Annotated in this window: 21 protein-coding genes; 10 read left to right on the top strand and 11 right to left on the bottom strand. The window is 63.2% G+C overall.

Annotation, left to right across the window (positions count from 1 at the left end; all coding sequences use genetic code 11):
• Positions 1–213: 213 nt before the first annotated feature.
• Both AC07SI_RS29010 and AC07SI_RS29005 read left to right on the top strand, forming a co-directional pair.
• Positions 214–696: an L-2-amino-thiazoline-4-carboxylic acid hydrolase gene (locus AC07SI_RS29010; protein WP_106803480.1), complete on the top strand. Its 483-nt coding sequence runs from the start codon at positions 214–216 to the stop codon at positions 694–696.
• Positions 689–1,924: a Zn-dependent hydrolase gene (locus AC07SI_RS29005; RefSeq protein ID WP_495007021.1), complete on the top strand. Its 1,236-nt coding sequence runs from the start codon at positions 689–691 to the stop codon at positions 1,922–1,924. The genes AC07SI_RS29010 and AC07SI_RS29005 overlap by 8 nt, the downstream gene beginning before the upstream one ends.
• A 565-nt stretch (positions 1,925–2,489) precedes the next feature.
• On the opposite strand, the gene AC07SI_RS29000 is transcribed toward AC07SI_RS29005, so the two are convergent.
• Positions 2,490–3,278 (bottom strand): AraC family transcriptional regulator, encoded by a 789-nt coding sequence (locus AC07SI_RS29000; protein ID WP_495007020.1) that lies wholly within the window; start codon positions 3,276–3,278, stop codon positions 2,490–2,492.
• 85 nt (positions 3,279–3,363) lie between these two features.
• On the opposite strand from AC07SI_RS29000, the gene AC07SI_RS28995 reads away from it, so the two are divergent.
• The 4 genes from AC07SI_RS28995 (at position 3,364) to aqpZ (ending at position 6,931) form a co-directional block, all read left to right on the top strand.
• A complete protein-coding gene (locus AC07SI_RS28995; RefSeq protein ID WP_065907352.1) occupies positions 3,364–4,362 on the top strand; it encodes a bile acid:sodium symporter family protein in 999 nt (332 codons plus the stop codon).
• Positions 4,363–4,448: 86 nt separating this feature from the next.
• The gene (locus tag AC07SI_RS28990) at positions 4,449–4,811 is read left to right on the top strand and encodes a type 1 fimbrial protein (protein WP_120448939.1); all 363 of its coding nucleotides are present in this window, start codon (positions 4,449–4,451) and stop codon (positions 4,809–4,811) included.
• A 123-nt stretch (positions 4,812–4,934) separates the two neighbouring features.
• Positions 4,935–6,125 (top strand): sugar transporter, encoded by a 1,191-nt coding sequence (locus AC07SI_RS28985; RefSeq protein ID WP_065907348.1) that lies wholly within the window; start codon positions 4,935–4,937, stop codon positions 6,123–6,125.
• A gap of 98 nt (positions 6,126–6,223) precedes the next feature.
• Positions 6,224–6,931, top strand: coding sequence for an aquaporin Z (gene aqpZ, locus AC07SI_RS28980; protein WP_495007019.1), 708 nt, complete (start codon positions 6,224–6,226; stop codon positions 6,929–6,931).
• Between the two features lie 21 nt (positions 6,932–6,952).
• On the opposite strand, the gene AC07SI_RS28975 is transcribed toward aqpZ, so the two are convergent.
• The 9 genes from AC07SI_RS28975 to AC07SI_RS28935 form a co-directional block, all read right to left on the bottom strand.
• A complete protein-coding gene (locus AC07SI_RS28975; protein ID WP_495007018.1) occupies positions 6,953–8,152 on the bottom strand; it encodes an NAD(P)/FAD-dependent oxidoreductase in 1,200 nt (399 codons plus the stop codon).
• Between the two features lie 126 nt (positions 8,153–8,278).
• Entirely contained in the window at positions 8,279–9,274 is a 996-nt protein-coding gene (locus tag AC07SI_RS28970; protein ID WP_495007017.1) for a GlxA family transcriptional regulator, read from the bottom strand.
• On the bottom strand, positions 9,271–10,194 hold the full coding sequence (gene tal, locus AC07SI_RS28965) for a transaldolase (protein WP_495007016.1): 924 nt from the start codon (positions 10,192–10,194) through the stop codon (positions 9,271–9,273). Before tal ends, AC07SI_RS28970 begins: the two co-directional genes overlap by 4 nt.
• Before the next feature lie 22 nt (positions 10,195–10,216).
• Positions 10,217–11,170 carry a sugar-binding transcriptional regulator gene (locus tag AC07SI_RS28960; protein WP_495007015.1) on the bottom strand — a complete coding sequence of 318 codons (954 nt, stop codon included), beginning with the start codon at positions 11,168–11,170 and terminating at the stop codon, positions 10,217–10,219.
• A gap of 45 nt (positions 11,171–11,215) precedes the next feature.
• On the bottom strand, positions 11,216–12,016 hold the full coding sequence (locus AC07SI_RS28955; protein ID WP_065907325.1) for a glucose 1-dehydrogenase: 801 nt from the start codon (positions 12,014–12,016) through the stop codon (positions 11,216–11,218).
• Between the two features lie 11 nt (positions 12,017–12,027).
• On the bottom strand, positions 12,028–12,792 hold the full coding sequence (locus AC07SI_RS28950) for an SDR family oxidoreductase (RefSeq protein WP_213553198.1): 765 nt from the start codon (positions 12,790–12,792) through the stop codon (positions 12,028–12,030).
• A 421-nt stretch (positions 12,793–13,213) separates the two neighbouring features.
• Positions 13,214–14,725 (bottom strand): sugar ABC transporter ATP-binding protein, encoded by a 1,512-nt coding sequence (locus tag AC07SI_RS28945; RefSeq protein ID WP_495007014.1) that lies wholly within the window; start codon positions 14,723–14,725, stop codon positions 13,214–13,216.
• A gap of 15 nt (positions 14,726–14,740) precedes the next feature.
• The gene (locus AC07SI_RS28940; protein WP_065907318.1) at positions 14,741–15,673 is read right to left on the bottom strand and encodes a sugar ABC transporter substrate-binding protein; all 933 of its coding nucleotides are present in this window, start codon (positions 15,671–15,673) and stop codon (positions 14,741–14,743) included.
• A gap of 50 nt (positions 15,674–15,723) precedes the next feature.
• Positions 15,724–16,731, bottom strand: coding sequence for an ABC transporter permease (locus AC07SI_RS28935; protein WP_012724867.1), 1,008 nt, complete (start codon positions 16,729–16,731; stop codon positions 15,724–15,726).
• A gap of 360 nt (positions 16,732–17,091) precedes the next feature.
• On the opposite strand from AC07SI_RS28935, the gene AC07SI_RS28930 reads away from it, so the two are divergent.
• The 4 genes from AC07SI_RS28930 (at position 17,092) to AC07SI_RS28915 (ending at position 20,901) form a co-directional block, all read left to right on the top strand.
• Entirely contained in the window at positions 17,092–17,928 is an 837-nt protein-coding gene (locus AC07SI_RS28930; RefSeq protein ID WP_282398166.1) for a transketolase, read from the top strand.
• Positions 17,918–18,850 (top strand): transketolase family protein, encoded by a 933-nt coding sequence (locus tag AC07SI_RS28925; RefSeq protein ID WP_495007013.1) that lies wholly within the window; start codon positions 17,918–17,920, stop codon positions 18,848–18,850. The genes AC07SI_RS28930 and AC07SI_RS28925 overlap by 11 nt, the downstream gene beginning before the upstream one ends.
• A gap of 5 nt (positions 18,851–18,855) precedes the next feature.
• Entirely contained in the window at positions 18,856–20,331 is a 1,476-nt protein-coding gene (locus tag AC07SI_RS28920; RefSeq protein ID WP_106803493.1) for an FGGY family carbohydrate kinase, read from the top strand.
• 267 nt (positions 20,332–20,598) lie between these two features.
• A complete protein-coding gene (locus AC07SI_RS28915) occupies positions 20,599–20,901 on the top strand; it encodes a hypothetical protein (RefSeq protein WP_495007012.1) in 303 nt (100 codons plus the stop codon).
• A 13-nt stretch (positions 20,902–20,914) separates the two neighbouring features.
• Here the strand turns inward: AC07SI_RS28915 and AC07SI_RS28910 are convergent, their stop codons facing one another.
• The gene (locus AC07SI_RS28910) at positions 20,915–21,859 is read right to left on the bottom strand and encodes an aliphatic sulfonate ABC transporter substrate-binding protein (RefSeq protein ID WP_495007011.1); all 945 of its coding nucleotides are present in this window, start codon (positions 21,857–21,859) and stop codon (positions 20,915–20,917) included.
• Positions 21,860–22,043: the final 184 nt, after the last annotated feature.

Here is a 22,043-nt window from a genome sequence, read left to right as displayed (position 1 = left end):
TCTGGCCGGCGAACTGCTGGTGTGGTGAGTGGGCTTGTCCCGCGTTGGGTGGCGAAGCCGCCGCAAAATCAGCTGCCGAGGTGGATCTGAGACAACGCGGCGTGCTTATTGGGGCTGCTTTGCAGCCCCACGCGGGGCAAGCCCGCTCGCCACAGAAAAGCCTCTCAGTGTGGGGGCAATCAATAGGTTTTGTGGAGCTGACGGAGGCACACAATGAGCAATCTGGAAGGTGAACTGGGCATTCTTGCCCGGCGGCGGATCGAAGCCGAAATCATCAAGCCGATCTACGAGATCCTGGTGCGCGAGCAGGGCAAGGCTTTTGCCGCCGCCGTGATCGGCGAGGCCGTGGGCAACGCGGCGATTCAGGCCGGCAAGCATTTTGCCGCGCTGGAAGAGCAGGGCGCCGACCTCAAGAGTTTTGTCGAACTGCAAGTGTTGTGGGAAAAGGACGACGCGCTCAAGGTCGAGATCATCGCCAGCGATGCCGAGCACTATGACTACGACGTCAAGCGCTGCCGCTACGCCGAGATGTACCACGAGATGGGCCTGGGCGAGATTGGCCACTTGCTGTCGTGCAACCGCGACGAGTTGTTTATCGTCGGCTACAACCCGGACATCGAACTGACCCGCACCCAGACCATCATGGGTGGCGCGCACCACTGTGATTTCCGCTATCGGGCCAAACCCCATGAGTAACCTGGCGCGGGTCAATGGCGATCGCCTGTGGGTATCGCTGATGGAAATGGCGCAGATCGGCGCCACCGAAAAGGGCGGCGTCTCGCGCCTGGCGCTGACCGACGAAGACCGTCGTGGCCGCGACCTCTTCGTGCAGTGGTGCGAAGCCGCCGGCTGCACGGTGCGGGTCGACGCCATGGGCAATATCTTTGCCCGCCGCGCCGGCAAACATGACGACCTGGCGCCGGTGCTGACCGGCTCGCATGGCGACTCGCAACCCTTCGGCGGCAAGTACGACGGCATCTACGGCGTGCTCGCCGGTGTGGAAGTGCTGCGGACCCTGAATGACCTGGGCATCGAAACCGAGCGCCCCATCGAGGTGGTCAACTGGACCAACGAAGAAGGCTCGCGCTTTGCTCCGGCGATGATTTCTTCCGGTGTCTACGCCGGCGTGTTCGACCTGGAATACGGGCTGTCCCGCGCGGACAAGGCCGGTGTGACCATTGGCGAGGCCTTGCAGCAGATCGGCTATGCCGGGCCTCATCCGGTCGGCGGCCAGGCCGTGCATGCCGCGTTCGAACTGCATATCGAACAAGGCCCGATTCTCGAAGCCCAAGGCATCACCATCGGCGTCGTCACCGGCGCCCAGGGCCAGCGCTGGTATGAAGTCGAATTGAGCGGGCGCAGCGCCCACGCCGGCACCACGCCGATGGACCATCGCCTGGATGCGCTGCTCGGTTTTGCCCGGGTGGTCGAGGCCGTCAATGGCCTGGGCCTGGAGCAGGGCGCCGAAGGGCGGGCGACGGTGGGCATGGCGAACATCTTCCCCAACTCGCGCAACGTGGTGCCGGGGCGGGTGTTTTTCAGCGTGGAGTTTCGCCACCCGGACGAAGCGGTGCTGGCGCGCCAGGACCAGCAATTGCGCGACGCCGTGGCACGCATCGCCGCGGAGATTGGCTTGCAGCACAGCGTGAAGCAGATTTTCCAGTACGCGCCGATTGCCTTTGACGCTGACTGTGTCGAGGTGGTCCGGGCCAGCGCGGAAAAGCTCGGCTACAGCCAGCGGCCGATGATCTCCGGCGCCGGGCATGACGCCTGCTACGTGAACCAGGTAGCGCCGACCGCGATGATCTTCGTGCCCTGCGTGGACGGGCTCAGCCACAACGAGGCGGAAGAAATTTCCCCCGAATGGTCGACGGCAGGGGCGGACGTGTTGCTCCAGGCGATCCTGGCCAAGGCCTCTGCCTAGCAGACACATGCAATTCAAAATGTGGGAGCGGGCTTGCTCGCGAATACGCGGTATCAGCCACTGCAGAGGTCGACTGACACACCGCTTTCGCGGGCAAGCCCGCTCCCACACTTGGATCTCCTTCACCTCATGGTCAGCGAAAGAACTCACCGGGCGTCGCATCAAACTGCTGGCGAAACGCATTGATGAATGCCGAGGTGGACTGGTATGCCTGGCAGGTACAGGCAATGTCAAAATGTGGGAGCGGGCTTGCTCGCGAATACGCTGGATCTGCCACTGCAGAGGTCGACTGACACACCGCTTTCGCGGGCAAGCCCGCTCCCACATTTGGATCTCCTTCACCTCATGGTCAGCGAAAGAACTCACCGGGCGTCGCATCAAAATGCTGTCGAAACGCATTGATGAATGCCGAGGTGGATTCGTATGCCTGGCAGGTACATGCAATGTAAAAATGTGGGAGCGGGCTTGCTCGCGAATACGCTGGATCAGCCACTGCAGAGGTCGACTGACACACCGCTTTCGCGAGCAAGCCCGCTCCCACATTTGGATCTCCTTCATCTTATAGTCAGCGAAAGAACTCACCGGGCGTCGCGTCAAACTGCTGTCGAAATGCATTGATGAATGCCGAGGTGGATTCGTAGCCACAGCCCAGCGCCACATCCGTCACCCGCTCGCCTTGCTCCAGGGCGGGCAGGGCGGTCAATAGCCTCAGGCGCTGGCGCCAGGCCCGGAACGTCAGGCCGGTGTCCCTCAAGAACAAACGGCTGAGGGTTTTCTCGCTGACGGCCAGCTTCTGGCTCCACTGCCCCAGGGTAGTCTGCTGTTCCGGGTGCAGGTTGAGGCTGCGGTAGATCTGGCGCAGGCGCGGGTCGTGGGGCAATGGCAGCATCAGGTCGACCTGCGGCGCTGCCGCCAGTTGGTCGAGCACCACCTGGGCCAGCCGACCGTCCGGTCCATCCTCGGCGTACTCCACTGGCAGTTCACTGAAGCTGCGGATCAACTCACGCAACAGGTTGCTCACCTCCAGCACCTGGCAACGCTCGGCTGCCCAGGTGGTGACGCTGCAATCGAGGTACAAACTGCGCATCTCCGTGTGCGGCGAGCTGAATACCCGGTGCGGCATGCCCGCTGGGATCCACACCGCGCGTTGCGGCGGGGCGACGAAGCGGCCGACGCTGGTCTGGATCTCCAGCACCCCGGAGATCGCGTAGGACAATTGCACCCACGGGTGGCTGTGCCGACGCGTCAGCGCGCGGTTGGGCAGCGATTCGGTACGGCCATACACCGGCCGTGGCAGGCTGGAAAGCCCGGGCACGCTGCGGCGCACGGTGTTGGCATGTCCTTTAGGCGGCATTTACTGGCTCATTGGCGTTAGTCGGTAACAGGCCGTTACGTTAGAGTCGCGATGACGCTCTTGGCAACCCCCGGAAGATCCGCTTATGACTCGCCCTCGTTTTCTGCCCGACAACTTCACCCTGACGCTGATCGCCACGGTGATCCTCGCCTCACTGCTGCCCGCCAGCGGCCAGACCGCCGTGGCTTTTGGCTGGGTCACCAACCTGGCCATCGCGCTGCTGTTCTTCCTGCACGGTGCCAAGCTGTCGCGCCAGGCCATCGTGGCCGGTGCGGGGCACTGGCGCCTGCACTTGCTGGTGTTCAGCCTGACCTTCGTGCTGTTTCCGCTGCTGGGCCTGGCGCTCAAGCCGCTGCTCTCGCCGCTGATCGGCAAAGACCTGTACATGGGCATGCTCTACCTTTGCGCCTTGCCGGCCACGGTGCAATCGGCGATTGCCTTCACCTCGCTGGCGCGCGGCAATATCCCTGCGGCGATCTGCAGCGCGGCGGCCTCTAGCCTGTTCGGCATCTTCCTCACGCCGTTGCTGGTGACCTTGCTGCTCAACGTGCATGGCGACGGCGGCTCCACGGTCGATGCGATCCTCAAAATCAGCGTGCAATTGCTGCTGCCGTTTGTCGCCGGGCAGATCGCCCGCCGCTGGATCGGCGCGTGGGTGGGCCGCAATAAATCCTGGCTGAAGTTCGTCGACCAGGGCTCGATCCTGCTGGTGGTGTACGGCGCGTTCAGCGAAGCAGTCAACGAAGGCATCTGGCACCAGATCCCGCTGTGGGAACTGGGTGGCCTGGTTGTCGCCTGCTGCGTGTTGCTCGGCCTGGTGCTGGTGGCGTCGACGCTGTTGGGCAAGGCCTTTGGTTTCAACCAGGAAGACCGCATCACCATCCTGTTCTGTGGCTCGAAGAAGAGCCTGGCGACCGGCGTACCGATGGCCCAGGTGCTGTTCGCCGGGGCGACCATGGGGGTGCTGATCCTGCCGCTGATGCTGTTTCACCAGATCCAGTTGATGGTCTGCGCGGCGCTGGCCCAGCGCTATGCCAAGCGCCCGGAAAGCATTCCCGAGATGATGGGGCAGGTGGATCCTTGATCTAGCGCAAACCTTTGGACGCGGCGCCTCAAGTTAACGCTCGGGCAGACGACTTACTGGGTAAGAGCCCAATAAGGAGTGTCGACATGAGCGTCAAGCGTCTTTCGGTAATGGCAGGCCTCCTGGGTGTCTGGGCGAGTACGTGCGGCGCCGCGCAGATCGTGGGGCAGGGCAGCATTGAGTTCCACGGCAGTATCGTCGAAGGCGGGTGTGCGACAAATACGCACAGTGGCGCGGTGATGGAATTGCACGAGTGTGCCGTCGCCAGCCGCGGCAGCCACTTCGATGTACGCGGTGTGGCGCCGGTGGCCAGTGTCGACGCGGCCCACGTGCTGCTGGTCGCGGACAGTGGCAACGGGCGGTATTACGACCAGCGCTATGTGCTCGTCGATGGCGCCGGCAAGCCGATCCGGTCGGGGAACTACGTGGTGACCATGACCTTACCGTGACCCCGCTGAGGGTATTTTGAGGGGGATGGGCGTCAACAGCCGGCCGAGAAACCTATAGAATGCTCCGCGGCGGCGCTTGTCCTGGGTGGCCGCTTGATCATCGCCAGAGTACCTCGCCCTTCAATGAGCATTTCAGCCGCAACCCCCCAAGCCAACTGGCAACCGGTCATCGCCCTGGCGCTGGCCGCGTTTGTGTTCAACACCACCGAATTCGTGCCCGTGGGGCTGCTCAGCGCCATTGGCGCCAGCTTCGACATGCCCATCGCCAGTGTCGGCCTGATGCTCACCATCTATGCGTGGATCGTGTCGCTGACCTCGCTGCCGGTGATGCTGCTGACCCGCAACGTCGAGCGGCGCAAGTTGCTGATCGTGCTGTTCGGCATGTTTATCGCCAGCCATATTCTGTCCAGCGTGGCCACCAGCTTCGGCATCCTGATGCTCAGCCGGGTCGGCATCGCCTTGTCCCATGCGCTGTTCTGGTCGATCACCGCGTCCCTGGCCGTGCGCCTGGCGCCGGAAGGCAAGCAGGTGCAGGCGCTGGGCTTGCTCGCTACCGGCACCTCGCTGGCGATGGTACTGGGCATTCCGCTGGGCCGCCTGCTCGGCGAAGCCATGGGCTGGCGCACGACCTTCCTGGTCATCGGCGCCTTCGCTGCTGCCCTGGTGTTCTGGCTGGCGCGCACCTTGCCGCCGTTGCCGAGCCAGAACTCCGGCTCCCTGCGCAGCCTGCCGCTGCTGTTCAAGCGTCCGGCGCTGGTGGCGCTGTACGTGCTCACGGCCATGACCGTCACCGCGCAATTCACCGCCTACAGCTATATCGAACCCTTCGTCGAAGGCGTGGCCGGCATGAGCGGCAGCGCGGTCACCCTGATCCTGCTGGTGTTCGGTGGCGCGGGCATCATTGGTTCGCTGCTGTTCAGCCTGGTGCACCGCTTCAACCCTCACGTGTTCGTGGTCGGCGCGGTGTTCCTGCTGGCGGCGTGCCTGTCGCTGCTGCTGCCGTTGAGCGGCGCCGAATCCTACCTGGTGATCCTCAGCGTGTTCTGGGGCATGGCGATCATGGGCTTCGGCCTGGCCATGCAATCCAAGGTGCTGGTCCTTGCGCCGGACGCCACCGACGTGGCGATGGCGATGTTCTCCGGCATCTACAACATCGGTATCGGCGGCGGTGCGCTGATGGGCAGCTGGGTCGGCAGCCACTTCGGCTTTGCCTGGATCGGCGCGGCGGGCGGCTTGCTGGCGGCGGTGGCGTTGATCGGCTATTGCCTGGCGATTCGTCGGTTCGGCACGGGTGTGCCCGCGACCCCGCGGTAAAACGCTAAAACCAGACAAGTCTTACAGGGCGCCATGATGCCCATTGCTACCGTCGCCCAGGACCGCCCACGTCCTGTGGTGACGGCACCTGAACAGCAATGGAGTCACTTGTGCAAAGACGTTTGACCGCAGAATTCCTCGGAACCTTCTGGCTGACTTTCGGCGGATGTGGCAGCGCCATTCTGGCGGCTGCGTTCCCTGGGTTGGGGATTGGCTTCGCCGGCGTGTCACTGGCGTTCGGCCTGACCGTGTTGACGATGGCCTACGCGGTGGGCGGTATCTCCGGTGGGCATTTCAACCCGGCGGTGACCCTCGGCCTCTGGGCCGGGCGCCGCCTGTGCGGGGGGAAAGTGCTGCCCTATATCGCGGCGCAAGTGGTTGGCGCCATTGCGGCTGCAGCGACGCTGTATGTGATCGCCAACGGCCAACCCGGTTTCGAGATGGGCGGCTTTGCTGCCAACGGCTACGGCGAGCTGAGCCCGGGCCTGTTCGACATGAAGGCTGCACTGCTGGCCGAAGTGATCGCTACGTTCTTCTTTGTGCTGATCATCATGCGCGTGACCGCGCCGGGCGCGCCCGCAGGCTTTGCGCCGATTGCCATCGGCCTGGCGCTGACCCTGATTCACCTGGTCCTGATCCCGGTGACCAACACCTCGGTCAACCCCGCGCGCAGCACCGGCCCGGCGTTGTTCGCCGGCGGTGAGTACATTGCGCAGTTGTGGTTGTTCTGGCTGGCGCCGATGGTCGGCGGGGTATTGGGGGCATTGGCAGCTCGTGGCCTGACGGTACATACACCACAGAGTTGATAGCTGCCGCCCCAGGCGCGGTCAGGCCACCGGGATCAGCGGGTCAGCCGCCGCCAGGGCGGTGGCCCGATCAGCAACGGGTGGGTAGATCCACACGGTGTTGATCTGCTGTTTAAGCTCCTTGGCTTCCTGGCCCACCAGTTTGAGCTGACGATCCCAGCCCTCGGTGTACACCGCGCCCCAGGCACCGAGGTCGAGGCAGGTGACGTATTTGGGCTGGCTGTAGGTCATCGGGGCCACACCGATCAGGTCGGCGGCGACGTTGTTGCCGGCGTAGCGGCCCAGGGCAATGGCGTGCTGGCAGGACATGCCGGCGAAGTGACCCAGGTCATCGGTGGCGGCGTAGGCCACATCACCGGCGGCAAAGACATCGGCCAGGCCCTTGACCTTGAGGTTGCCGTCCACATGCAGGCGGCCCTGGGGATCAAGGGTGCCGCTGACCTGTTCGGTCAGCGGGTTGGCGCGAAAGCCGATGGTCCAGATCACGGTACTGGACTCAATGCGTTCCCCATCGGCCAGGGTCACGCCGCCGGCATCCACCGCGGCCACTGAGGTGTTCAATCTCCATTCCAGGCCCAGGTGTTCGCTGGCTTGAACGATGGACGGGCGAATACCATCGCCCATGGAAGCCGCAATCTGCGGGCCGCGGTCCACCACGATCACACGAATATCGGCGTTGTCACCCAGTGTTTCGCGCAGGCGTGCCGGCATTTCGGTCGCGGTCTCGATCCCGGTAAACCCGCCGCCGGCCACCACCACAGTGTTACGTGCCGGGCTGTCGGGCAGCTTGTTCAACCCCTTGATGTGCGCTTCGAGGCGCGTGGCATCTTCGATCTGGTCCACATCGAACACGTGCTGGATGCCTTCCATCTGTGGCCGATTCAGACGGCTGCCAGCGGCTAGAACCAGGCGATCGTACGTGAGGGTGGTGGCTATGCCAGCCGCATTGCGGTAGGTCACCTGCTTGCCATTTTCATCGATGCGGTCGGCGGCGCCCTCGATGAAGTCCACGCCGACCGCCGCAAACAACGGCCCCAGCGGTGCTTGCATGGCATGCACGTCGGCTTCGTAGAAACGTGGACGAATACGTAGCGCCGGCTGTGGGGCCAGCACGCTGATCTGCACGTCATGGCGATCATGTTTGTCCAGCAGGCGTGCGGCGCTCAAGGCGCTCCAGACACCGCCGAAGCCGGCGCCGATGATAAGGATGTGCTGCTTCATGGGGATGCTCCAGGGACCAGGTCGATACGATTGCTCAAGGTGCAATGCGTTACCGGCCTACTCTAAGAGCGCGGTTGTTTGTCGGGTAGGACACAAAACCCTGAATTACTGCCAACCGGCCCGCTGTCAGCGGGAAAAGCGCGCGCGGTAGTCGCGAGGGGAAATCGACAGGTGGCGATGGAAGGTGTAGCGCATCCGTTCTTCATCGCCAAAGCCACACAGGTGCGCGACTTGGTCGATGTTGCGCTGGGAGTCTTCCAACAGGCGTCGTGCCGCCTCCACGCGAAACAACTCGATGGCCTTGGCCGGGGTGCGCCCGGTTTTTTGCTTGTAGACCCGGGCGAAATTGCGCGGGCTCATGCGGCTTTGTTCTGCCAGGCGCTCCACCGTAAGCTCGCTGTCGCTGAGGTTATCGGCGATCCACAGGTGCAAGGCGTCGAAACCCGCAGTGTCATCGGTCTGCGCTTGCAGCAGTTGGCTGAACTGGGCCTGGCCACCGGGCCTTTTGAGAAACACCACCAGCTCCCGCGCCACTTGCAGGGCGACGTGACGCCCGCAATCGGCCTCGACCAACGCCAGCGCAAGGTCGATACCGGCACTCACGCCTGCCGACGTCCACACATTGCCTTGTTGGACAAAGATCGCGTCCATGTCCACTTCGATGCTCGGGAACCCGCGCTTGAGCATGTCGCACATCGCCCAGTGCGTGGCAGCACGCCGGCCTTGGAGCAAGCCGGCCTGGGCCAGCAGGAACGTGCCGCTGCACACTGAAGCCGTGCGCCGGGCCTGGGTGGAGGCATGACGCAGCCAGTCCACCAGATCGGTGTTGGCGGCCATCGCCTGTTGAATGGCGGGGGCGCCGGGTACGATCAAGGTGTCGAGGGTGGCGGGGTCAAATTGCGCCAGTGGCAGGGTATCGACGCTCAAACCTTCGGCTGTTGGCATCAAGCCACCCGCCAGGCTGGCGGTGTGCATCACATAGCCCGGCAGGCCACGCTCGACCATGGCCTTGGTGGCCGCCCAGAACACGGTCTGGGCGCCGGTCAGGTCGAGCAGGCCCATGTGCGGGTAGGCCAGGAACACCAAGGTGCGCGACTGGCCGAGCGGCTGGACGGGGGTCATAGCGACGACAACACCGCCTCCAGTTTTTCCTGGTCCCGCGCAAACTGGCGAATGCCTTCTGCGAGTTTCTCAGTGGCCATCGCGTCTTCGTTCGAGGCCCAGCGGAACTGTGCCTCGGTCAACTGCAGGCGCGCTTCGCCGTCGGCGCCCGGGGTGAGTTTGCGTGCCAGCGGGCCCTGGTCTTCATCAAGCTTTTGCAGCAGTTCCGGGCTGATGGTCAGGCGGTCGCAACCGGCCAACTGTTCGATCTGGCTGAGGGTGCGGAAGCTGGCGCCCATCACCACGGTCTTGATGCCGTTGGCCTTGTAGTAGTTGTAGATGCGCGTGACCGACTGCACGCCGGGGTCTTCGGCGCCGGTGTAGTCCAGGCCGGTGTTCTTGCGGTACCAGTCGTAGATGCGGCCCACAAACGGCGAGATCAGGAACACGCCGGCGTCGGCACAGGCAGCCGCCTGGGCGAAGGAGAACAGCAGCGTCAGGTTGGTCTGGATACCGGCCTTTTCCAGGCGCTCGGCGGTGCGGATGCCTTCCCAGGTCGAGGCCAGCTTGATCAGCACGCGATCGCGGCCGATGCCGGCCTGGTCGTAGAGGGCGATCAACTGGTTGGCCTTGGCCCACAGCGCGTCTTCGTCGAATGACAGGCGCGCGTCGACCTCAGTGGAGATGCGCCCCGGAATCACCTTGAGAATCCCCGCACCCACCGACACCGCGAAGTGGTCGCCGGCCAGGCCCACATCCCCTTTGGCATGGCTCACGGCGCGGCGCAGCAGGTCGGCGTATTCCGGGATGGCGGCGGCCTTGAGCAGCAGCGAAGGGTTGGTGGTGGCGTCCACCGGGCGCAGGCGGCTGATGGCTTCCAGGTCGCCGGTGTCGCAGACCACGGTGGTGAATTGCTTGAGTTGTTCGAGCTTGGACGTCATGAGCGGCAGTCTCCAAAAGAGGTTATTGGTTGAGGGCCTGTGCGGTATCCAGGTCGGTAATCAGGATGTCCAGGTAGCCGCCCTTGAGCGCGCCACGAATCGCCTGGACCTTGTTCAGCCCGCCGGCCAGGCCCAGCACGCGGTGGATGCTGCGCAGCTTGGGCAGCGCCACCGACACCACGAACTCCTCATCTTCTTCCAGTACCGGCTTGCCCTGGGCGTCGAAGTAGCGCAGGCAGATATCGCCGACGGCACCGCGCTCGGCCAGCAGGCGTAGCATGTCTTCGGTGTAGTAGTTGCCACTGTTGCGCAGCAGTTGCGAAGGCTCCAGGTCGCCGATGCCGACGATGGCCAGGGTGATGCTGTCAAAGCGTTGCAGCACTTCCTTGACCTCTTCCATCTGCACGATGCGCTGCTTGCTCTCCACCGATTGCTCGATGCTTTGCGAGGGCAGCAGGAACGCCGGGCAGTTGAGCAGGGTGGCCAGGCGCTGGGTCAGCAAGGTCGCTTCAAACGCGCCTTTGTTGCCGACGCCACCCAACAGTTGTACCACTTCCTGGGCGCCTTGTTTGCCCGGTTGTGCATGCAGGTGGCCGACCATGGCGCGAATGGTGCTGCTCCACGACGAAATGCCGATGTGATCCTGCGGCGACAGGCTGGTCTCCAGGTAATGCGCGGCGGCCGAGCCGATGGCCTGCTTGATGCTTTCGTCATTGCCCGGTTCGGTGGCTTCGACCACGATCACCCGGCGCACGCGATAGCGGCGCTGCAACTGGGTTTCCAGCTCCAGGTGCAGGCCTTGCAGGCGCATCACGCTGATCTTCACCACGCCTTCCTGCAGCGCCCGACGCAGCGCGCGGCTGATAAAGGATTGGGACAGGTCGAGCTGTGCGGAAATCTCGGACTGCTTGAGCCCTTCTTCGTAATAGAGGCTCGCGATCTTGGTGATCAGGCGCTGTTCTTCGATTTGGCTCATGAAGGCCTCAGTGGTGACATCAATGCGGGTGAGGATACCAAACCCTTACGACATGATCAGGCCGCCGTCGATATTGATCGCCTGGCCGGTCAGGTAGGCGGCATCGTCGGAGGCCAGGAACGCCACCAGGCCTGCCACATCCGAGGGTTTGCCGGCACGGCGCAGGGGGATGTTCTTGACCCATTCGGCCATCAACTCGCCTTTGCCGTAGCGTTTTTCCTCGGTGCTGAGGATCTCGCCCCACACGCGGTCGTTGTAGTCCCACATTTCGCTTTCGATGATGCCGGGGCAAAACGCGTTGACCGTGATGTTATGCCGCGCCAGTTCCAGCGCCAGGCTCTGGGTGATGCCGATCACGCCCATTTTGCTCGCGGCGTAGTGCGGCGTATAGATGAACCCCTGGCGGCCCTGGCCGGACGAGGTGTTGATCAGCCGCCCGCTGCCTTGCTTGACCATGTACTTGGCCGCTTCCCGGCAGCCCAGCCACACGCCGGTGGTGTTGACCTGCAGCACCTTGTCGAAGTCGGCGCGGGGCATTTTGTCGTAGTGGTCGATGGTGATGATGCCGGCGTTCTGTACCGACACGTCGATGCTGCCAAAGCGCGCGTGGCCTTCGCGGTAGAGCTTTTCAATGTCGTCTTCACGGGTGACGTCGATAGCCAGGGCCAGGGCGTCGACCTTGTATTCCTGTGCCAGTTGGTCGGCGGTGAAGGTCACGCGTTCCAGGTCATTGGAAGCCAGTACCAGGTTGGCGCCTTCCTGGGCGAAGCGCTCGGCAATGCCGGCGCCGATGCCACGGCAGGCGCCGGTGATCACGATGGTTTTACCGCTGAAACGTTGCGACATCACAAGACTCCTTACCAGCAGACGAAGCCGCCATCGACCAGCAGGTCGACACCGGTGCAGAAAGACGAGGCCTGGCTGACCAGGAAAATCGCCGGGCCGACCATTTCTTCCACGCTGGCCATGCGGCCCATGGGCGTGGTCTGTTCAAAAATCTTCACCTGGTCGGCGACTTCCGGGCGCGAGTTCATCGGCGTCGCGGTATAGCCGGGGCTGATGCAGTTGACCCGCAGGCCCTTGTCGGCCCATTCCATCGCCAGGCTTTTGCTCAGGTGGATCACCCCGGCCTTGGAGGTGTTGTAGTGCGCCTGCAGCAAGCCGCGGTTGACGATGCTGCCGGACATCGAGGCGATATTGACGATGGCGCCTTTGCCGCGCGGCAACATGACGGCGGCCTGGGCCTGGCAACTGAGGAAGATGCCCGTGAGGTTGATGTCCAGGGTGGTCTGCCAGCGCTGCAGCTCGAGGTCTTCGGCGGCCTGGGCGTTGGCGATACCGGCGCAGTTGACCGCCACGCTCAGCGGGCCTAGTTCGGTTTCGGTGCGAGCGACGGCGGCGTCCAGCGCGGCGCGCTCGGTGACGGTGCCGCTCAGGGCCAGGGCACGACGGCCCAATGCCTGGATGCGTTCTACGGTGCTGGCAATGCCGGGGCTGCCGGGCAGGTCAAAACACGCCACATCGGCACCGGCTTCGGCCAGCCCGACGGCGATGGCCTGTCCGATCCCGCTGCCTGCACCGGTGACAAAAGCGACTTGGCCCTGAAGACTGAAAAGTTGCATGGATGACTCCGTTATTCATGGTTAGCAATACACCCCGCCTCGATCTGTCATTGGGGTGTGTCTGATTCAACGCGGGTGCCTGAGGGGGGGCTGCTGCGCAGCCCAACGCGGGGCAAGCCCGCTCACCACAAGGGTCGCGCTTTTACCGTTGGATAGATGCCACTGTCGGTCCCGGTGACGAAGGTGACTTGGCCCTGAAGACTGAAAAGTGGCATGGATGACTCCCTTACTAATAGTTAGCAATACACCTCCCACCATGTGGTGAGCGGGCTTGCCCCGCGTTGGGCTGCGAAGCGGCCCCTCGATCTGCCACCGGGGTGTGTCTGATTCAACGCGGGTGTTTGAGGGGGGGGCTGCTGCGCAGCCCAACGCGGGGCAAGCCCGCTCACCACAAAAAGGGTGGCGCATCCATCGTTCGTGGTCATGCGGTGGCCATTTCCATCACCGAAACCGGTGTGGCCTCGCCACGTTCCAGAATCCCCATCTGTCGCCCCCGGCTCATTACCATCACCCGATGGGACAGCCCGAGCACTTCATCCAGGTCGGAACTCACCACAATCACAGCCATGCCCTTGGCTGCCAGGTCCGCGATCACTTCATAAATCGCCGCGCGTGCACCCACGTCGATGCCGCGCGTGGGTTCGTCGAGGATGAACACCTTGGGATTGCGTGCCAGCCATTTGGCAATGATCACCTTCTGCTGGTTACCCCCGGACAGGCTGGAAATCCGCGACTGCGGTGCCCCTTTAACACCCAGGCGTGCCACCGCCGTGCGCGCGAATTCGCGCAGCGGGGCAGGGAACACCCAACCGCGTTTATCCAGCAGGTCGGTGTTGCCGTAGATCAGGTTGTCTTCGATCCGATGCTCCACCACCACGCCTTGCTGCTTGCGATCTTCGGGCACCAGCACCACGCCGGCCTGGATTGCCTCGAACGGCGAGCGCAACTGGCGGACTTCACCGTCCAGCACCATATGGCCTTGGATATCCCGCGCCGCGCCGGCGATGGTGCGCACCAGTTCGGTCCGCCCGGCGCCGACTACCCCGGCAATGCCGAACACCTCGCCGGCGCGCACGCTGAAGTCGATGCCGTGCAAGGCAAATTCGCGGCAGGTCAACTCCCTGACCTGCAGCATCACCCGCGCCTGCGGTGCTTGCAGCGTCGGGAAAATCCGCTCCAGGCTGCGTCCGACCATCTGCTCGACCAACTCACGCACCGGCACCTGGGCCGTGCCGTGCAGGGCGATCTGGCGACCGTCGCGCAGCACCAGCACGCGGTCGGCGATGCGCGCGATTTCTTCCAGGCGGTGACTGATATAGATGAACGAAACGCCCTCGGCCTTGAGCCGTTCCACCTGCTTGAACAGCAGCTCGGTTTCGTCGCCGCCCAATGCCGCGGTGGGCTCGTCGAGGATCAACAGGCTGGCCTTGAGGGTCAGCGCCTTGGCGATTTCCACCAGTTGCTGGGCCGCCACGCTCAGGCCTTCGACCTTGCGCGACGCCGGCACCTTGAGCCCCAGGCGCTCGAGCTGAATCTGCGCCTGGGCCTCCATGTACTCGCGGTCGACCCGCCCGTGACGCATGGGCAGGCGGCCGACGAAGATGTTTTCGGCGATCGACAGTTGCGGCAGCAGACGGATTTCCTGGTGGATCAGGCCGATCCCCGCACCCAGCGCGGCACCCGGTGATGCCGGCGCGTAGGGTGCGCCGAGCCAGGTCATGCTGCCGCCGGCTTCGGGTTGCACCAGGCCGGCGATGATCGATGACAAGGTCGACTTGCCCGCGCCGTTCTCACCGAGCAGGGCCAGTACCTCGCCAGGGCGAATATCCACGTTGACCTGCGACAGCACCTGCACCGGCCCGTAGGCCTTGCTGATATTGCGCAGGCACAGCACCGCGTCAGGTTGAGCGGTGTCCAGAGCGGCTGCTTGCATGACGACCTCCGAGGCTTACGGGTGCTGTTGCAGGAACGGCGCGACGTTGTCTTTGGTGGTCAGCACGGTGGGCAGCAGTTGTTCCTTGGGCACGTCTTTGCCGGCCTTCAGGTCAATTGCCGAGGCCACGGCCAGGCGCCCCATTTTCTGCGTCTGCTGGGTCATGGTCGCGTTGAGCACACCACTTTCCACGGCCTTGAGCCCGGCGACGTCGCCGTCAAAACCGACCACCACGACTTTGTGATCGAGGTTGCCGACTTTCACTGCCTGGGCCGCGCCCAATGCCATGGCGTCGGCGCGCCCGAAGAATACGGTGATGTTCGGATCACGCTGGAGCAGGTCCTGGGCCACCGCGAACCCTTTGTCCTGGGCCCATTCGGCGGGTTGCTGGGCGACCACCTTGAGGTCCGGGAAGGCTTTGAGACCTTGCTCAAAGCCTTTGGCGCGGTCGTTTTCCGGCGTGGTACCGAGCTGGCCTTGCAGGATCGCGATGCGCCCCTTGCCGTCGGTGATCTTGCCCACGTACTCGGCCAGGGTCTTGGCGCCGGCCACGCTGTCGCTGGCGATAAACGTATCGCCGGGTGCGTCGGGGGCATTACGGTCGACGGCGATCACCGGGATGCCGGCGGCCTTGGCGGCTTTGACCGGCACACCGGCGGCGGTAGCACCGGCCGGAATGTAGATCAGCACGTCGATCTGGCGGGTGATCAGGTCTTCAATCTGGCTGACCTGGGTCGAGGAGTTGCCCTGGGCGTCCACGGTGATCACCTTGATCCCCTTGGCCTTGCCCTCGGCTTCCACCGACTGCTTGATCTGGTTGAAGAAGTCGGCCTGCAGGTTGGCCACGGCCAGGCCGATGGTCAGGTCCTTGGCCCAGGTGGTGCCGGCGGCGCTGAGGGTCGCGGCAGCCAAGGCAGTGGCGATAAGCAGTTTCTTGGGGCTGAACATGTCGGTGACTCCTGGTTTTATTGTTGGAGGGTGTCAACTGTCGAACAGGTTTAACGGGCAGTGCTGGAGCGGCGTCGCAGGGTGTCGATGGTCACGGCGAGGGCGATGACCACGCCGATCACCACTTGTTGAATGAACGGCGAAACGCCAAGCAGGTTGAGGCCATTGCGCAGCACGCCAATGATCAGCACCCCCACGAGGGTGCCACCGATACTGCCGACGCCACCGCTGAGGCTGGCGCCGCCAATCACCACGGCGGCGATGGCGTCCAGTTCCAGGCTCAGGCCGGCGCTGGGTTGGGACGAGTCGAGGCGGGCGGCGAGGGTCACAGCGGCAATGCCGGCGAGGGCGCCGCTGATGGCGTACACCCACAGCGTGATCGCGCGCACCTTGATGCCCGACAGGCGCGCCACTTCCGGGCTACCACCCATGGCGTAAAGGTTGCGGCCGCCGGCACGAAAGCGCAGGAACACCCACGCCACCACCAGCATCACCAGGAACAGCCCGACGGTGGCCGAGAGAAAACCGAAATGCCGCACCGTCGCCAGGCTGGTGAACCAGTCCGGGTAACCGACGATCTGCCGGCCTTCGGTGAGGATATTTGCCAGGCCACGGGCCACCGACATCATGGTCAGCGTGGCAATGAACGGCGGCAGCTTGGCGTAGGTGATCAAGCCCCCGGAGACCAGCCCGGCCAGCATGCCGCTGGCAATCGAAATCGGGATGGCGAAGCCCAGCGGCACCGCCTGGTCCTGATAGAGCCAGCCGAGCATCATCATCGAGAAGGCCAGCACCGAGCCGACCGACAGGTCGATGCCGCCGATCACGATCACCGCCGTCATGCCGATCGCCAGGATGCCCAGCACCGTGACCTGATCGAGAATGTTCAGGCCATTGCGCAACGAGAAGAAGAATTCGGAACTGAAGGAGAAGACCAGCACCAACAGCACCAGCCCGATCAACGGGCCGCCGATATTGCTGGGCAGCAGTTTCACCAGCCGTGGGCGGTGGGGCGGCTTGAGTTCGGCCGGGTGCTGGACAATCGCTTTGGCGTCCACAGTGTTCTCCTGATTTATTTTTTTTGGAGTGCTTTCAGGTCGCCTGAATATTTATGCGAGCCTGACTGTTAATTCAGATTCCAGTGCCACCGCGTCAAAGTCAAGCGCTTAATTTTTCATGTGCGCCTCTAAACCGCAGCTTTTATACGCCTCAAAGCCACGGCATAGATAACCCCGGGTGGGATTTTGGCCGTCTGTCCGAGCGGTTTTTGCGCGACTTATTTCATTTTTCAGCGAATCACTCACTTGACCTGCTGGCTGATCGGCGTCTAAATAGAAATATATTGTCACTGCTGAATAAATATTCAAAACAGCTTTCGACACTTTCACCTCGCGTGGTCAGCCCACAGGAGCCGCTGCATGAATGCCTTCCAGTACGACGCCCACCAGATCAAAGAACAGGCCCGCCTGATCCGGCGCCACGTGATCCGCCTGAATGCTGACTCACCGGCCGGCGGGCACACCGGGGCCGATCTGTCGGAAACCGACATCCTCGCCACGCTGTATTTCCGCATCCTCGATACCGGCCCGGAACGCACCGAAGACCCTGAGCGCGATATCTATATCCAGAGCAAGGGCCATGGCGTCGGCGGTTTGTATTGCTGCCTGGCGCAGGCGGGCTACATCCCGACCGACTGGTTGCCTACCTACCAGCACTTCAATTCGCACTTGCCGGGTCACCCGGTGCGGCAGAAAACCCCCGGTATCGAACTCAACACCGGCGCCCTCGGCCATGGTTTGCCGGTGGCGGTGGGGTTGGCGTTGGCGGCGAAAATGTCCGGCAGCAAAAAACGTATCTACGTGCTGACCGGCGACGGCGAGCTGGCTGAAGGTTCCAACTGGGAAGCCGCAATGGCGGCGGCGAAGTACGGCCTGGATAACCTGTTTGTGATTGTCGACAAGAACAAGCTGCAGCTGGCGGGGTTGACTGCCGAGATCATGCCGCTGGACCCGCTGGACGTGAAATGGGCCGCCTTCGGCTTTCGTGTCAGTGAGTGCGACGGCAACGACGTCGGCCAGTTGATCGACGCCCTCGAAGACATGCAGACCCACACCGGTGCGCCGCAGGTGCTGATCGCCCACACCATTAAAGGCAAGGGCGTGTCGTTTATCGAAGCCCGTCCCGAATGGCACCACCGCGTGCCCAAGGGTGACGAAATCAATGCGGCACTGGAGGAGTTGAGTCATGGCGAGTGAACATCTGGCGAGCGTCATGGTGCAGGCGTTTATTGATGCGGTCGATGCAGGGCTGGACGTGGTGCCCGTGGTCAGCGACTCCACCTCCACGGCCAAGATCGGCCCGTTTGCCCAGCGCTTTCCCGAGCGCCTGATCAACGTCGGCATTGCCGAACAGTCGCTGGTCAGCGTCGCGGCGGGCCTGGCGCTGGGTGGCAAGATCGCCGCCACCTGCAACGCGGCGCCGTTTCTGATCTCGCGCGCCAATGAGCAGATCAAGGTCGACGTCTGCTACAACCAGGCCAACGTCAAGATGTTCGGCCTGAATGCCGGCACCAGCTATGGTCCGCTGGCCAGCACCCACCACAGCCTTGACGATATTTCGGTGATGCGCGGCTTTGGCAATGTGCAGATTTTCGCGCCGGCCGACGCGATCGAGTGCCGCCAGATCGTCGATTACGCGCTGCGCTACCACGGCCCGGTGTACATCCGTCTCGATGGCAAAGCCTTGCCGGATGTGCACGGCGCCGATTACCAATTCGTGCCGGGGCAGGTGGATATCCTGCGCCAGGGCGCCGATGTGAGCATCGTCGCCCTGGGGTCGGTGGTGCACGAGGCAGTGGATGCCGCGGCGTTGCTGGCGGAGCAGGGGATTCAGGCGCAGGTGATCAATCTGTCGTCGGTCCGGCCGCTGCAGCGTGACGTCTTGCTCAGTGCCTTGAGCGGCACCCATGCGGTCATCACCGTGGAAGAACACAACATCAACGGCGGCATCGGCAGCCTGGTTGCCGAAGTGCTGGCCGAGGCCGGGCTGGGTATCGCGCTGATCCGCCTGGGCATCGGTGATGGCGAATACGCCGCCGCCGGCGCCCGTGAACCGACCCGCGCCTTGCATAACATCGACGCGGCTGGGATCGTGGCGGCTGCCACTCGGTTGCGGTGACCCCCATGAATAACCACACTCCGCTGATCCTGGCGATAGACGAAGGCACCAGCAACGCCAAGGCGGTGCTGGTCAACGCGCTCGGGCAGGTGATTGCCCGCGGCTCGCGGCCGTTGAGCGTCAGCCATCCGCAGGCCGGGTTTTCCGAGCAGGATCCGCTGTTCATCTGGCACAGCACCCTGGCCGCGATTGAAGAATGCCTGGCCCAGGTGGATCGTCCAATTACCGCCTTGGCCATCAGCAACCAGCGCGAATCGGTGGTGGCCTGGGACAGGCGCACGGGCGAGCCGGTGTCGCCGTGCATCAGTTGGCAATGTCGACGCTCCACCGCGTTGTGCGCCCAGTTGCATGAGCAGGGGCATGAAGCTGTGATCCTGGAAAAAACCGGGCTGGCGCTGGACCCGATGTTCTCCGCCGGAAAGTTTCGCTGGATTCTCGACACCCTTGAAGACGGTCACGCCCGCGCGGCTGCCGGCGAGATTTGCCTGGGCACCGTCGACAGCTGGCTGCTGTGGAAACTCAGCGGCGGCCAGGTGTTCGCCACCGATTATTCGAATGCCGCGCGCACCCAGCTGTTCAACCTGCACACCTGCGCCTGGGACCCTGAGTTGCTGGCGCTGTTCGACATTCCTCTGGCGGCCCTGGCGCCGATCCGCCCGAGCGCCGGTTTCTTTGCCGAGACCGTCGCGCTGGGCGGCTTGCCTGCGGGCATCCCGGTGATGTCGATGATCGGCGATTCCCACGCCGCGCTGTACGGGCAGGGCGGTTTTGCCCCGGGCTTGGTCAAGGCCACCCTCGGCACGGGTTCTTCGTTGATGACGCCCATGAAGGGGCCGATCGCGTCCACGCACGGTCTTTCGACCACGTTGGCCTGGCATGACGGCAGCCAAGCCACCTTTGGCATGGAAGGCAATATCGTGCACACCGGCGCGGCGGTGCAGTGGGCCTCGCGCCTGGTGGCGGGTGAGTCGCTGGATGCGTTGACCGAACAGGCCGCGCAACTGCCGGACAATGGCGGCGTGTACTTTGTGCCGGCGCTGTCCGGGTTGGGCGCACCGCACTGGAAGGCCGATGCGCGCGGGTTGATCTGCGGGCTGACCGAAGCGACGTCTGGTGCGCATATCCTTCGTGCTTCGCTGGAGTCCATCGGCTATCAGATTCGCGATGTGTTCGAGGCGATGCAGCAGGACATTGGCAGTCCGCTCAAGGAGTTGTGGGTCGACGGCGGCGCCACGCGCAACCGCTGGCTGATGCAGTTCCTGGCCAACCTGCTGCAACGCCCGGTGGTGCGCAGCCTATCGCCGGAAGTCTCGGCGCTGGGCGCGGCGCACCTGGCGGGACGAGCCTTGGGCGTGTGGGCGAGCGATGCAGCGCTGGCGCAATTGGAGCGACAGCGCGAGCGGTTCGAACCGCAGGATGACCCGGCGATGGCAGGTCGTTACGCCGAATGGAAAAAGGCCCTGGCCCGCACACTGCTCTAAGGGTGTATGCAGCTCAAAAATGTGCGAGCGGGCTTGCTCGCGAATGCAGTCTTTCAGTCGAAGATGTATTCATTGAACCACCGCATTCGCGAGCAAGCCCGCTCCCACAGTTGATTGAGTCACTGCTTGGAGAGGGCATGGAGATCAAAACTGTGGGAGCTGGCTTGCCAGCGATAGCGGTGGTTCAGCAATGAAGAGATGGCTGACGGGTCGCCATCGCAGGCAAGCCAGCTCCCACAGTTGATCGGGTCACAGCGTGGAGGGTGTATGCAGATCAAAAATGTGGGAGCGGGCTTGCTCGCGAATGCAGTCTTTCAGTCGAAGATGTATTCATTGAGCCACCGCTTTCGCGAGCAAGCCCGCTTGTTGATTGAGTCACTGCTGGGAGGGGGTATGGAGATCAAAAATGTGGGAGCTGGCTTGCCAGCTCCTACAGTTGATCAAGTCACGGCTTGGAAGGGGTATGGAAATCAAATTGTGGGAGCGGGCTTGCTCGCGAATGCAGTCTTTCAGTCGAAGATGTATTCATTGAACCACCGCTTTCGCGAGCAAGCCCGCTCCCACAGTTAGACCGTGCCCGGCCTCAGGGCTTCCAGGTCTGCACATCCTTGGCGTCTACCGCCTTGGGCAGCAAGCCGGCCTTGAAGAACGCATCGGCAATCTTCTGCTGCTCACCCAGCTGATCGAGCGTCACCGGTTGCACCTGATAACTGCGGTGCGCATTGGCCGCTTCTACGGTGGCCACGTCCAGGTTGCCCCACAACGGGCCGAGGATTTTCGCTGCGTCCTGCGGGTTTTTCTTCACCCACTCGCCGGTTTTCTCCAGCTGCGCGTACACCACTTTCAACACCTGCGGATGCGCCTTGGCGTACGGCGTCCCGGTCAGGTAGTAACGCTTGTAACTGGCCAGCCCTGCGCCGTCGGCCAAGGTGCGTGTCGACAATTGACGTTGCACGCTGGTCAGGAAGGGTTCCCAGGTGACCCATGCATCCACCTTGTTGTTCTCGAACGCCGCGCGACCATCGGCCGGCGACAGGTACGCAGGCTCGATATCCGAGAAAGCCAACCCCGCCTTGGCCAGCGCCGCGATCAGCAAATAGTGGGTGCCGGCCGCCTTGGTCACCGCGATTTTCTTGCCTTTCAAATCCGCCAGTTGCTGGATCGACGAATCCTTGCGCACCACGATGGCCTGGGCCGAAGGCGAGGGCGCTTCCTGAGCGAAGTAGGTGAGTTTGGCCTGGGCGGCCTGGGCGAAGATCGGCACGGTATCCGCCACATCGGCGCTGATGTCGACGTTCCCCACGTTCAGCGCTTCGAGCAGCGGCAGGCCGCTGGGGAACTCGTGCCAGCTCACATCAATGTTGTCGGCCTTGAGGGCTTGTTCCAGGGTGCCCTGGGTTTTCAGCAGGGTGATCAGGGTCGAGGATTTCTGGTAGCCGATGCGCAGGGTTTCCTGGGCTTCGGCGCTGATGGCAACGGAAAAGGCCAGCAACCCTAAAACGACGGCGAGGGGACGGCGAATGGACATGGCGAGCTCGATCTTCAGCGAAATATCGCCAAGCATAAAGTTCTAAAAACTATTCGATAAATACTCTTTCGATCTTAGCTTAGGGCGCTTTTCGCACCGTCCTGCGAATTCGGCATAACCATAGAATTATAGAGTTCTTTCATAATCGCTCGTCATTAATATAATCAAGTTCGCTTATTTGCCA

The organism is Pseudomonas sp. GW821-FHT05D12 (assembly GCF_059419825.1).
Note: the sequence above shows the minus strand (reverse complement) of the source record. Positions and strands in the feature narration are given on the sequence as shown.